The 13,567-nt window shown below is 65.8% G+C and carries 7 protein-coding genes and 1 tRNA gene; 5 read left to right on the forward strand and 3 right to left on the reverse strand.

Annotation, left to right across the window (positions count from 1 at the left end):
* Positions 1-48: 48 nt before the first annotated feature.
* Positions 49-2,451, reverse strand: a complete 2,403-nt coding sequence (locus C8K14_RS20310; RefSeq protein WP_233251164.1) for a TonB-dependent siderophore receptor — start codon at positions 2,449-2,451, stop codon at positions 49-51.
* A 382-nt stretch (positions 2,452-2,833) separates the two neighbouring features.
* On the opposite strand from C8K14_RS20310, the gene C8K14_RS20315 reads away from it, so the two are divergent.
* The 5 genes from C8K14_RS20315 to gltX are packed head-to-tail and all read left to right on the forward strand — an operon-like array spanning position 2,834 to position 7,606.
* Complete coding sequence (locus tag C8K14_RS20315) at positions 2,834-3,610, forward strand: energy transducer TonB (RefSeq protein WP_107718749.1); 777 nt, start codon at positions 2,834-2,836, stop codon at positions 3,608-3,610.
* 11 nt (positions 3,611-3,621) lie between these two features.
* Entirely contained in the window at positions 3,622-4,302 is a 681-nt protein-coding gene (locus tag C8K14_RS20320; protein ID WP_107718751.1) for a Fe2+-dependent dioxygenase, read from the forward strand.
* The gene (locus tag C8K14_RS20325) at positions 4,299-5,390 is read left to right on the forward strand and encodes an alpha-hydroxy acid oxidase (RefSeq protein WP_107718753.1); all 1,092 of its coding nucleotides are present in this window, start codon (positions 4,299-4,301) and stop codon (positions 5,388-5,390) included. Before C8K14_RS20320 ends, C8K14_RS20325 begins: the two co-directional genes overlap by 4 nt.
* Before the next feature lie 24 nt (positions 5,391-5,414).
* A complete protein-coding gene (locus C8K14_RS20330; RefSeq protein WP_199223787.1) occupies positions 5,415-6,239 on the forward strand; it encodes an arylamine N-acetyltransferase in 825 nt (274 codons plus the stop codon).
* Between the two features lie 44 nt (positions 6,240-6,283).
* The gene (gene gltX / locus C8K14_RS20335; protein ID WP_107718755.1) at positions 6,284-7,606 is read left to right on the forward strand and encodes a glutamate--tRNA ligase; all 1,323 of its coding nucleotides are present in this window, start codon (positions 6,284-6,286) and stop codon (positions 7,604-7,606) included.
* A gap of 10 nt (positions 7,607-7,616) precedes the next feature.
* Here gltX and C8K14_RS20340 read toward each other — a convergent pair whose 3' ends face one another.
* Positions 7,617-13,088 (reverse strand): hypothetical protein, encoded by a 5,472-nt coding sequence (locus C8K14_RS20340; RefSeq protein ID WP_133726898.1) that lies wholly within the window; start codon positions 13,086-13,088, stop codon positions 7,617-7,619.
* 385 nt (positions 13,089-13,473) lie between these two features.
* A tRNA-Met gene (locus C8K14_RS20345) sits at positions 13,474-13,550 on the reverse strand.
* Positions 13,551-13,567: the final 17 nt, after the last annotated feature.

Here is a 13,567-nt window from a genome sequence, read left to right on the forward strand (position 1 = left end):
GCCGCCGGATGGTCTCCGGCGGCCTTTTGCTTGGCAATGCGATAGCCGTTAAAGCTTCACATTGGCCGTGAGGATCGCCGTGCGGCCCGCAGCCTGGCTGGCAAAGTGCGAGCTATAGGCCTTGTCGTAATAGCGCTTGTCGAACAGGTTGTTGATATTGGCCTGAAGCGAGAAGCGCGGCGTAACCTGGAAGCTGGCATTGGCGTCGAACCGCCAGTAACCGGGCACATAGCGCGCCAGGGTCTTGGTGACGACACCGCCGCTCACCGCCGCGCCATAACCGCCATAGACCTTGCTCATGTAGAGCGCGTTGGCGCCCAGCGAGAGGCGGTCGGTCGCCCGGTAGGTGGTGTTGGCGGTAAAGCTGTGGTCGGGCGTGTTGGGAAAGCGCTGTCCGGTGCTGGGCGAGGGTACGTAATAGGTGACGCCCCCTGCGGTAACTGCGGTGGTGCCGCCATTGATGATGGTGGAATCCATATAAGTATAGCCACCAAAGACATTCCAGCGATCGGTGATGTTGCCGCTGGCCGAAACCTCGATGCCCTTGACCCGCTTGTTGCCGATGAAGGTCACGGTGCCGTTGGCATCGGTGGCGCGGGCATTGGTGGTTTCGGTCTGGAACGCGGCAAGGGTTAGCGACAGCCCTTCGCCGAAGACGTTCCACTTGGTGCCCACTTCATAGCTGCGCGTGCGTTCCACCTTGAGGGCATCGGTGATCGCCTGGCTGGTGGTGTTGAGCGCGTTGCTGTCGCTGCCATTGGCCAGATAGGAACCCGGCGGCGTGGCGGCGGTGGAGGCGGAGGCATAGATGCTGCCGTTGGGCGCGGGCTTCCACGTCAGACCGGCCTGCCAGGTCCACAGGTTGTCGATCCGGCTGTACCACGCGCGGCCGCTTTCATCCGCAGCGGTCGGCAACAGGCCAGGGCTCACCCGCGTGACATAGTGATCATAGCGCAGCCCCAGGTTGAGCAGCAGCGCATCGGAAAAGTTCACCGTATCGAACAACGACACCGCCTGGGTATTGGTGCGCGACCTGGTCCAGGTCCTTTCGGCCGAAAGCGTGATCGGCGCGGTTACGCCCGATCCATCGGCAGTATAGCTGACCCAGCGGTCGTAAGGATTGGGATTGGCCAGGCTGGTGCAGTTGAAGGCGGCAATCGACGCGGCGCCGCAGCGGCCACCCGCCGCGCTGATGCCGGTGGCGATCGCCGTTCCCGTGGCCGCATTCGACACATAGTTGCCGACATCAGCGGTTTCGCGGCTGACCTCGCCGGTCAGGGCAAAGCTGTTCTTGATCCCGCCCAGCGTGAAAGTGCCGTAGAAATCGGTCTGGTTGATGAAGCCGGTGGTGCGGCTGTAGCGGCTGTTGGCCCGGCGCCAGACATTGCCGTTGATCACGTTGCCCTGGCTATCGTCGGGCTGGGTCAGGACATAGCCCTGGCTCGACACGCCATAGCGCGTGGTGTTGCGCAAGGTCAGCCCATTGGCGAAATGGTGTTCGAGGCGGGCCGTGCCGGTGTTGACCAGGGTGTGGCGGAAATCGCGATCAACCAGGCCATAGAACGCCGTGCGTGGCGTCGCGGCCACGGTGGTTTCGCTATAGCCGGCCGGCGCATTGGCAGTGGTGCGCAGATAGGGAATGCCCGAATCCGGCAGTTCGTGGCTTTCCAGGTGATAGTAATCCAGCGTCAGGCTGGTCGGGCCAGACAGGCCGAACTTGACCGAGGGCGCCACGCCCCAGCGATCCTGCCACACGGCATCGCGCCCGGCCACGTGCTGGTCGTGATACATCGCGGCCAGGCGCAGGCCGACATTGCCGATCGGCTGGTTCACATCGGCGGTCACCCGGCGATATTCCGCCGTGCCGGTGGCGGCCGAGACATTGGCAAAGCGCTCGCCGGTCGGCTGCTTGGACACGAGGTTGATCGCCCCGCCCACGCTGCCGCGCCCGTTCATCGTGCTATCCGAACCCTTGACCACCTCGATCTGGTCGACGGCAAAAACATCGCGAGACTGCGCGCCGATATCGCGCACGCCATCGAGGAACAGGCTGTTCTGCGCATCCGCACCGCGAATGAACGGCCGATCGCCCTGCGGATTGCCGCCTTCGCCGGCCCCCAGGGTGATGCCCGGCACGAAGCGCAGCGCATCGGCCAGGCTGGCCGTGGCATTGTCCTGCAGCACCTGCGCGGGGATCACCGTGATCGTGCGCGGCGTATCGAGCAGCGGGGCGGTGTACTTGGGCGATGCGGCCCGTTCGGTCTTGTAGCTGCCCTCGGTAATGGCGGTATCGGTGACGGTCACGCCGCCCAGCACGCGCGGCTCGGGGTTTTGCGCGGCCGTTGCATCCTGGGCCAGGGCGGGTGCGGCACCCGCGATCAGACTGATGCAACCCAGCGCGAGAAAACCGGCAGCCCCCGCCGCACCGGCACGATCAAAACTGTCCCTCACTCATTCATCCTTTGCGCGAAACATATCATTCGTTGCGGCAGGCTGCGGCGCGCTTGCGCCGATCCCTGGTGCCGGCGGGCATGCGCATCCGGCCCCGCCGATGCCGCAGAGCGCTTTAATGCGAATTGCTATCAGTCGCAACGCTATTGATAATGATTCTCCAATTTGATCTACCTCAAGGCTCCTAAACACCGAGCGACCTAGAAATCCGCCATCGCCACGGGCGGTGAGACGTCCGCAATGTGGCCCCATGCACGCGGTCAGAGCCATCTGGCCGAACGCTCTGAGCGCTATTGCGATCTATTCTCTCGACTCGCGCCGGAGAAGCGGCTATGCGAATGACTCTCAATAACCTGCCAAACCGCCAACGGGGGCCAGAATAGTGAGCAGCCAGGCCAGTTTGATCGCAACGCCAACCCTTGCGCCGCGCCCGGCATCGTCCGGCCTGCGCGGAGAGGTCGTGCCGCTGCGGCCTGCCACCTGGCAGCCTGCGCGCTATGAACCGAGCCGACCGCGCGGGCTGGCCATGATCGGGGCGGGCGCTGCCGTTGGCGCACTGCTCGTGGCTTTCCTGTCGCTGGGCATCGTGGCGGCCAAGCCGCGCCATCACACGCTCACGGCGGTGCGCCTTTCGGCTGATCTCACGCCACCACCGCCGCCGCCTCCCCAGGCCGCGCAGCAGCCACCGCGCGCGCCGGTGCAGCCTGCTTCGCCCATCGTGGCGCCCCCGCCGCCGATTACGCTGGCCTTGCCTGCGCCGACGATCGCCACCGCCCCCGTCGCCGCGCCGGTTGTCGTGCCCGCTCCCGCCCCGGCCGCTGCGCCAGCCCCGGTGGCGGCGCCAGCCCCGGCCGCACCGGCAGCGCCAGCGATTGCCAAGGGCCGCGATCTGTCGGCCAACCTGGTAGATGCCAGCCCGCCGCGCTATCCGATCGATTCGCGCCGCGCGCGCGAGCAGGGCACGGTCGTGCTCAATGTCACGGTGGGGCTCGATGGCCGTGTCGCCGATATCGGCCTGTCCCGCTCCAGCGGGTTTGACCGGCTTGATCGTGCCGCGCTGGCCGCCGTGCGCCATTGGCGCTGGACACCCACCCGCCAGAACGGGCAAACCGTGATGGTCCAGGGCCTGGTGTCCATTCCCTTCGTGCTGCAAGGCTGAAAGCCACTGCCATGATGCTGCATATTCCCGGCGTCCTTTCGCCGGACGACGTGGTGCAGGCCCGCGCCGCGCTGGCCCAGGCCGAATGGGAAGACGGCCGCGCCACCGCCGGCCATCTCGCCGCGCGCGCCAAGGCCAACCTGCAATTGCCGCTCGACAGCGCGGTGGGCTCCGCGCTGGGCCAGCGCATTCTCGAACGGCTCGGCCAGACGCCGCTGTTCATCGCCGCCGCGCTGCCGCTGCGCGTGCTGCCGCCGCGTTTCAACCGCTATGAAGGCGGCGGCACGTATGGCAGCCACATCGACAACGCCCTGTTTCGCCTGCCCGGCACCGACACCTATGTGCGCACCGACATTTCCAGCACGCTGTTCCTGTCCGATCCGCACGAATACGATGGCGGCGAACTGGTGGTGGAAGACAGCTATGGCGCGCACCGGGTAAAGCTCGCTGCGGGTGACATGGTGCTCTATCCGGGCACCAGCCACCACCACGTTACCCCGGTAACGCGGGGCACCCGCCTCGCCGCGTTCTTCTGGACGCAAAGCCTGGTGCCGGCCGAAGCCGATCGCCGCAGCCTGTTCGAGATGGACCAGGCGATCCAGGCCCTTGCCGCCGACCAGCCCGATCACCCGTCGATCGCGGCGCTCACCGGCGTCTATCACAATCTGCTGCGCCGCTGGTCGCAACCATGACCGGCGCGCCCCTGCCGGCCGATATCGTCACGCTCGATGATTATGAGCGGCACGCCGCCGCACTCATCGATCCGGCTAGCTGGGCACATATCCAGCAGGGCAACACGGCCGCCAACCGCGCAGCGCTGGCGCGCTGGGGCCTGGTGCCGCGCATGCTGCGCCCGCTCGACAGCGGCAGCACCGGCACCATGCTGTTCGGCCAGGCCCACGCTGCGCCGATCCTGCTCGCCCCGGTGGCCTATCAGCGGCTGGCCCATGCCCAGGGAGAAATCGCCACGGCCCAGGCCGCCGCCGCGCTCGACACCGCGCTGGTGGCCAGCACCTTGTCGAGCGTGGGGCTGAAAGCGATCATCCAGGCCCTGCACGATGCGGCCAGGGAATTGCAGCGCCCCGCCCCGCCGCCGGCCTGGTTCCAGCTCTATGTCCAGCCCGATCCAGCAGACACGCTCGCCCTGGTGCGCCGGGCCGAGGCAGCCGGCTATGGCGCCTTGGTGGTAACGGTGGATGCCGCCATCAAGCGTGCCGAATTTACGCTGCCGCCCGGCGTGGAGGCAGCCAATCTTGCCGGGCAGGCGCCGCCGCGTCATCACACCCATGCCCACAGCGGCCAGCTGGTATTCGGCAGCGCGCTCGCCGCGCAGGCTCCAACCTGGGACACCCTGGCCTGGCTACGCCGCGAAACCACGTTGCCTTTGGTGGTCAAGGGCCTGCTTCACCCCGATGACGCGCTGCGCGCCCGCGATGCCGGGGCCGACGGGGTAATCGTCTCCAACCATGCCGGGCGCGTGCTCGATGGCGTGGCGCCCGCGCTCATGCTGCTGCCGGCGATGCATGCGGCGCTGGGCGCCGACTATCCGCTGCTGTTCGACGGTGGCGTGCGCAGCGGCGCCGATGTGCTCAAGGCCATGGCGCTGGGCGCGCGGGCGGTGCTGGTCGGCGCGCCGCAATACCATGCCCTGGCAGTGGGCGGCATGGCTGGCGTGGCGCATATGCTGCATATCCTGCGCACTGGGTTCGAACTGGCCATGGCGCAATGCGGCTGCACCAGCGTGGACCAGATCACCCGCGATCTGGTGATTGCCTTGTAGGCCATAGCCGTTAAGTGGCAGCGCATGATCTGCGATCTGCCCAGCTATCTCGCCCGCATCGGCCTTGCCACCGCCCCCGCTGCCACGCCCCATGGCCTGGAACAGGTGCAGCGCGCCCATCGCCAGGCAATCGGCTTTGAAAATCTCGACGTGATGCTGGGCAGGGGCATCGGCCTGGAACCGGCCGATATCCGGGGCAAACTGGTCGATCGGCCGCGCGGTGGCTATTGCTTTGAACACAATCGCCTGTTCGGGGCGATGCTGGCCACCATGGGCATGCCCACGCGGCCGCTGCTGGCACGGGTGTGGCTGCGCGTCTTGCCCGGCGTGGTGCCACCGCGCACCCACACGTTCAGCCTGGTGACGCTCGCGGGGGAACAGTGGCTGGCCGATGCCGGTTTCGGTTCGTCCTATGTGCCGCCCATGCCGCTGGCTGACGGCGCCAGCGCGCTCGCTGCCGATGGCTATCGCCACCGCCTGCGCCGCGCCCGCGCGCCCGGCTCGCTGCGCGGCGAATGGGAGGTGGAACGCAGCCAGGACGGCGCCACGTGGGAGGCGCAATACAGCTTCGACACCACCGAAGTGGCTGCGCTGGACCTGGCCATGGCCAACCACTGGGTTGCCACCCGGCCGGAATCGCGCTTTACCCAGGCCTGCATCGTCTCGATCGTGCAGCCGCAGGGCTTTGCCTCGCTGCTCGATCGCCAGATGACAGTGCAGACCGCGCATGGGCGCGACGTCAGCGAACTTCTCGATGCAGCCGCCTGGCAGCGCACCCTCGCCGATGTATTCCACATCGAACTGACCGATGCCGAGGTTGCCCAGCTGGCGCCGCGCCTGTTCGGATAAGTCCCCGGCTGGCCTTGGCCGCCAATCGCGCTATAGCGCGGGCCATGACTGTGGTTACCCGCTTTGCGCCCTCGCCCACCGGCCGCCTGCATGTCGGCAACATCCGCACCGCGCTGCACAACTGGTTGCTGGCGCAAAAGCATGGTGGGCGCTTCCTGCTGCGCATCGACGATACCGATGCGGCGCGCAGCCGCGAGGAGCATGTCGCGGCGATCCGCGCCGATCTTGCCTGGCTTGGCCTCCATCCCGAGCGCGAAGAGCGCCAGTCTGCGCGCTTTGCCATTTACGAGGCCGCGTTCGAGCGACTGATCGCGCAAGGCCGGCTCTATCGCTGCTATGAGACCGCGCAGGAACTTGATCTGAAACGCAAGATCCTGCTCGGGCGCGGACTGCCGCCGATCTATGACCGCGCGGCCCTTTCCCTGACCGAGGCCGATCACGCCGCCCGCGCCGCTGCCGGTGACAAGCCGCACTGGCGCTTCATGCTGGATCACGACACCCCGATCACCTGGGACGATGGCATTCGCGGGCCGCAGCATTTCGATCCGCGCCAGATGTCCGATCCGGTGGTGCGCCGCGCCGATGGCTCGTGGCTCTATATGCTGCCCAGCGCGATCGACGATATTGAAATGGGCGTAACCGATGTGCTGCGCGGCGAAGACCACGTGTCGAACACCGCCACGCAAGTGCAGATGTTCCTGGCTCTCAACGCCCAGCCCCCCCGCTTTGCCCACGAAGCGCTGCTGACCGGCAGCGAGGGCAAGCTGTCCAAGCGCCTGGGCTCGCTCGGCGTGGCCGACTTGCGCGAGGCGGGAATCGAGCCCGAAGCCCTGGTTGCCCTGCTCGCCCGCCTCGGCACGTCCGATCCGGTCGATCCGGCGCTCGACGCGGCAGACCTCGCCGCCAGTTTCAATCTCGCCCATTTCGGCCGTGCCCCAGCCCGGTTCGACGAGGCCGAGCTACAGCGCGTCAACGCCGCCGTGGTCCATCGCCTGCCCTATGACCGCGTCGCTGCCCTGCTGCCCGCCGGCATGGGCGCAGCGGCGTGGGAAGCGATCCGCCCCAACCTGGCCCACATCGGCGAAGCGGCCGATTGGTGGCAGGTGATCCAGGGGCCGATCGCCTCGCCGGCGTTCGATGAAGAGACCCGCGCCTTCCTGTCTCAAGCCGCGCAGGTTGCCGCCGCGCTCGATTGGGCCAATCCCTGGCCCGCGCTTACTGCCGCGCTGAAAGACAGCACCGGCCGCAAGGGCAAGGCCCTGTTCCTGCCGCTGCGCCAGGCGCTGACCGGCATGGACCACGGGCCGGACATGAACGCCCTGCTGCCCCTGATCGCCCAGGACGAGGCGGTTCGCCGCCTGTCCTGAGCGCCGGGGATCACAGCCGGAAGCGCAGCCCCGCCGTGGCGCTGCCGCCATTGCTCGGCGCGCCCAGCTCGCCCGAACCGGTGAGGAACAGCGTGGCGCCCGGCGCCATCTGATACTCAACGCCGGCCGCCAGGCTGGCGCTCAAGCGGTTGCGCCGCACGCCCACAGCCTCCAGTTCGTCGGTCGAGCCCGCCAGGCTGGCAAACGCCCGCGCCTGGCGCCCCTGCACGCGATAGCGCATGCCCAGCGTGACAAAGCGACGCCACGGCGAGGCAGCATCCGGCGCGGTCTCGAAGCCAAGCCCGGCGTCGACAAAGCCTTGGGTCAGGCGCGCCCGCGCCACATCGAGGGCAAAGGGATGGGCGCTCGCTTCCTGGATCGCCTCGTGGCTGGTCCGCACCCAGGTCGTGCCCACTTGCGGACGCAACAACCAACCCGATCCCAGCGGGACCGTGCGGCTGAGCGAGGCATCGAAAGACCAGCTCGGCAGCGAATAGCTGGCCGTGATCACCCCGGCATCGGGCACGCTGCGGCGGGTAAAGGCATCGGCATCGTCATAGCTGGCCGACAGCGTCACGCGGGTTTTTCCACCAAACCGAGCGGTTACGCCGCCGATCGCGCCGCTGGCCTTGGTCGATGCGCCCAGGCTGGCAATCGTCTGGTGGCGGTCCATCCACCCGACATAGGCAGCAACGGCATAGCCTTCGCCGCCGACACCCAGACCAACCAGGCCGCCATAGCCATTGAGCGTTGCCGCGCTCACCCCTTGCGCCCCATTCGCACTGAACTGGCGCGTGCCACCCACCATCTGACCAAACCCGAAGACATGGCTGTCGCCACGCGCCTCGGCCTCGCCCATCGTCCGGCTGGTGCTGGCCAGGGCCAGCGCGGTTTCCGTGCCGATCTGCAAGGCGTCGGCATAGGGTTCTGGGGTCAGGCGGGCGAACGCTGCAACGATCGGTGCGCCGTTGCTGTCCTGCAAGCTGTCGAGCGCGGGGAACAGCGCCGCAGGGGCATTGGCCGCCGCCATGGCGGTGTTGATATAGCCGATCGCGCGGCGCACCTGCGGCGCATAGCCGGGCGCATTGGCAAACTGCACCAGCAGGCCCAGGTCACCGTTGGCCAGGGTGCGCAGCGAACCGGCCAGGCCCGTTACCGTGTCAAACTGGCCGGTCACCCCGCCCGATGCACTGATCAGGTCCAGCGTGGAACCGACCTTGACCGGCGTGGTCGCCACGATCTGCAACGTGCTCCCGGAATTGATCGTCAGCGTCCCGTTGATGTTCAGCTTGTCACGGGCGTTGGGCGCGATTTCGAACACCGTGGTCGATCCGGTGACCAGCAGCACGTTGCCATTGACCGTCATCGTCCCGGGCGAGGCACCTGGGCTGAGCGTGCCGTTGACGGTAAGATTGCCGTTGACCGTGCCTGCCGAACCGAACACCGCGCCGCGCCCCACGGTAATGCTGTCGGCGTACATCACCGAGCCGGCCAGGCCGACGAGCCGCCCACCGGTCAGCACCACGCTGCCAAAACTGCCCTGGTTTGCCAGTGTGGCAAATCCACCGCTTTGGGTCAGGCTCGAAACCCCGATTACCGTGTCCAGCGCCACTGGCGTAGCCTGGCTGCCACCGTTGATTTCCAGCACATTGGTGCCGCCGCCGGCATAGATCGATCCGGCAAACGCGCCGTTCATCACCAGACGGTCGTCACCGCTGCGGGTCACGATGTCGCCCGTGATCGATCCGCTGTTGATCAGCGTGGCATTGCCGCTCAACAGATAGACGTTCCCAACGATACGGCCACTGTTGTCAAACGAGACCATGTTGCTGGCGTCAGCCGCGACAGAAACGGCATAGCCGACGGGCTGCCCATAGCCGTACCAATCGGGATCGGTCTGCGGCGTGAAGCCCGTGATCGTGCCACTGTTGGCGATAGTGAGGGTGCCGGCTTCTGCTGTCGGTGGATAGCTGTAACCGCCGCCCACGATGCTGAGGCCACCACTGATCACGCCGCTGTTGGTCACATTGCTGCCAGCGAAGGTATTGGCCGCCAGGTCGACAGCCGGGCTCACGCCATTGTTCCCGATGCGGCCGCTGTTGTTGAAAGTCAGGCTGGATCTGCTCCACGCCGCAACGGCAGATCCCGTCAAGGTCGGCGAACCAATGCTGGCGCTGTTGTCGAACAACGCCGTGGCCACCCAAGCCCGGCCGATATCCGCGCGATTGACGAAGCCCGCCAGGTCGCCCTGCGCGCCAGGAACCAGTTGGACGGTATAGCCCGAGAGCGTGCTTACGCTGCCGGTGGTGGCCAGCTGGTTGATGATTGTGCCGGTACCAGCGACCAAGATGTTGCCGGTATAACCAGATGGGCCGGCGAGAGTGACCTGCGCGTCGGCACCGTCGGCGATCGTGAGTTCCTGCGTGAAACCTGCGGGCAATGCCTCGCCCAGCGTTACGGTTGCCGTCCCGCTGCGCAGGTGCCCCACCGAGTTGGTGCCTGCTCCACCATCGATCATGCCGGTCACGCCGAAACCGGCTCCCGTCTCGATCAGCTGATCATCGCTGTCGCCGAACAGCAGGTTCCCGTTGATCGTGCCGCCATCGGCAATATAGACGCCGCTGTTGTAAGCGCGGTCATAGACTTGGGAATAACCCAGATCGACCGTCCCGTTGATGACGCCAGCGTTGCGCACCAACCCGCCGCCCATCTCGACCGCGTCGCCAACGCCGGTGATCGTGCCACCAGCCAGGTTGGTCACCTGGTTTGTCCCGCTGTAATAGCCATAGCTCGACATGGCGATCGCAGCGCCACCCGTGCTGACAAGCGCGCCGCTGTTGTTCACCGTGGTGCCGATCATTTGCACCGCGCTTTGGCTCGCGGTGATACTGCCCGTGTTCGTCAGTGTGCTGGCAGTCACGCCCACACTGCCATCGGCCACGATCGTGCCGGCATTCACCACGGCTTGCGCGGTGACGGCGCCATAATAGTTAATAGTATTGCCGCCCGAAGAGCTGTCGGTCAGGCGGACAGTCCCGTTGTTGATGAACGTCGTGCCCGTCTCATAGGAATAGTATGCCGTGGGCAGCACGACCGTGCCCACCGGATTGGTCGTACCGCTGCGCGTGGCTGACAGCGTGCCATTGTTGGTGATCGTGGCAGGTATGCTCGCGACGCTGCCATTGTATCCAGTGGCCTGGGTCGGAATCACCGACGTCGTGCCCAAGGCCACCATGTCGGTCGTGGCGACCGTACCGCTCAGCACGACATTGCCGGTGCCGGCGATGCTCACCGTGGAACCCCAGGTTCCATCGGCATGCAATGCCAGGGTGGTGCCGCTCGCAACCTGATAGCCGACGCGGGCAAAGCCACTGGGCAGCGCCAGGGTGGCGCTCGCGTCGCCCGTCACGTCATATCGCAATTCCGAATGATCCGCCTGAACCACGCCGTTGATCCCGGCAAAGCCGCTGGTTCCCGGCCCACTCAGCGTGGTCATCAGCACGTCATCCCGCCCCAGGGTCAGATTGCCGTTGAGCATCCCACCACTGGTCGCAACGTACATCGTCCCGCCATAGGAGGAGTTGCCAGTGCGAGTGGCGATCTTGACGTCCCCATTGATCGTGCCGGCGTTATAGACACGGATGTAAAATGCCCAGGACTCGCTTGGCGCGACGGCGGCACTGCCGCCGGTGATGATGCCCCCGGCGCGATTGTCGATCTGGGCATAAGCTCCCAGCACCACGGCCGTCCCAGACGCGCTGATCTGTCCGGTATTGGTCAGGATCCCGTCACCCAGCAGAACCCCGGTCGTCGCTCCAGCAATCGTGCCGCTGTTGGTGCCGGATGTGCAGATACAGGTATAGGTCAGTTCCAGGGCAGTTCCGCCGGTCGAACGGATCGTGCCGCTGTTGCTGAAGCCCGAGCCAGTATAGACCGAGGCAGCCGTGCCGCCCGCGGTGATCGTGCCGCTATTGGTGAAATTGTCGCCGTTTGTCCTGAGGCCATTGCCGCTTGCGGAAATGGATGCCTTGTTATCAATGACGGTATTGGCAAGGTCGACGGCATAAGCATCACCGCCGGTCTGGCTGGTAATAGTGCCCTCGTTCACGAACGTTCCGCCCGCTGGATAGAACGAAGTGTTGCTCACCACCGTTCCGGTCCCGCTGATCCTGGCCTGGTTCAAGAGCGTTCCAGCACCATCGAAGTAGAGCGACGATACAGTGGGATAGTCGCTTGCCACGGTCAGCGTCGTGCCGAAGATGGGCGCCAGGCTGAGCTGGGTGAAATGCGTCGGCAGCACCGGCGCTGCCGACAGTGTCGCATCGCTGCTGGTCACCAGCTTCAAGGTATTGACCCCGGCGCCGCCATCGATTGCGCCGGAAATGCCGGTTACCAGGTTCCCGCCGTTGAGCGTCCCCACCAGCACGTCATCGCCCGATCCGAACACGACATTGCCGGCGATCGACCCTTGAGATGAATCGATCGCGCTGTTGCCAGACCCGGTGAGGACATTGCCGACGATTGTGCCCTGGTTCACCAGGTTGAAGCTGCCTTGCGTGCTCAACGCGGTATTGCCGGGCTTGACCGAGATCACGCCGCCGGCAGCGTTGGTGACATTGAGCGTGCCGCTGCCAGCGGCAATGATCGTGCCATCGCCGGTGTTGCTGATCACGCCGCTGTTGGTAATGTCCGCCCGGACCGGCGTTCCGTCGATCACGCTGGCGCCACTGGCGCTGATCGTGCCGCCCGCAAGGTTGGTCAGCATCAGGTATGACGCACCACCGATCGCAGCCCCGCTGCCGGTGCTGCTGATCGTCCCGCTGTTGGTCACCGTGCCATAGCTGAGCACGATGGTGGGGCTGGCACTGCCAGACGTGATCGTGCCTTCGTTCCATACCGTGCGATAATATGCGCTATTGCCCAGCGATGGCGCGATCGCGCTCAGCGCCCCGCCGTCGATCGTGCCGATGTTGCGAATTGCGGCATTGGCCTGGATCGCGCCGATAAACCCGCTGGCGTTGTTGTAGATCGTGTTGAAGCTGAAATTGGGGTTTGTGTCGTAGATCGCCACGCCGCTCGTGCCGGTAATGGTGCCGGCATTGGCGATCGACAGCCAGGTGCTGCCATAGGGATTGCCAGGGCTTCCCGCCAAGGTGATGCCGTACGCGCCCGCGACCGTGCCGTTCTCGCCAACGCTAAGATTGACGCTGGAGCCGGCAAAATCGGTGCCGCTGGAATCGGCTGGCCCGGATAGCACGGCAATGCCCGCAGTCCCCGTATTCGACACAGCACCATTGACCGTGATCGTGGCATAGCGCGACTGAAACGACGCCGTGGCCGGCATCGCTACCGTGATCGCCGCCGGGCCGTTGGTGTTCAGGCTGGCGCCCTCGTCAACCGTCAGGGCCGTACCCGAACGCGTGATGACATAACCATCGCTGGAAGTGCCGGTACAGGTCACCGCAGTGTCCGCCGTTTCCACGCATTGCGCCCAAGCATGGGCTGGCAAGACGACCGCCATGGCAGCCAGGCTGGCTTGCGCGCGCAGAAAGTTCGCCCGCGACGGGCGACGAACAGGTTGATGATGGTCCAACGATTGCCCCTAAATCACGGTATCTAAACGGATAGACACCGGCCTTGTGTATGAAGCAATTTGAAAAGGACCAAAGCATTTTGATATTTGCTGCAGCGCAAAAAGGTTCCGCAATGGACCTGCGCTTGCGGCTCGCGCTCGGATTCAGCCAGGCTGGCCAGCACGGGCGATGCCGCCTGGTGGCGTTTTGCCGCCGATTAGCGGGATCCTGAACGCAGAAAAGCCCCGTGCCATGTTTGGCCGGGGCTGTTGTGTGTTGGGCTGTGTTGAGAGATGGTTGCGGGGGCAGGATTTGAACCTGCGACCTTCAGGTTATGAGCCTGACGAGCTACCGGGCTGCTCCACCCCGCGATGCGCTGCGGCCCCGT

Source organism: Novosphingobium sp. GV079, from assembly GCF_003058045.1.
GTDB lineage: Bacteria > Pseudomonadota > Alphaproteobacteria > Sphingomonadales > Sphingomonadaceae > Novosphingobium > Novosphingobium capsulatum.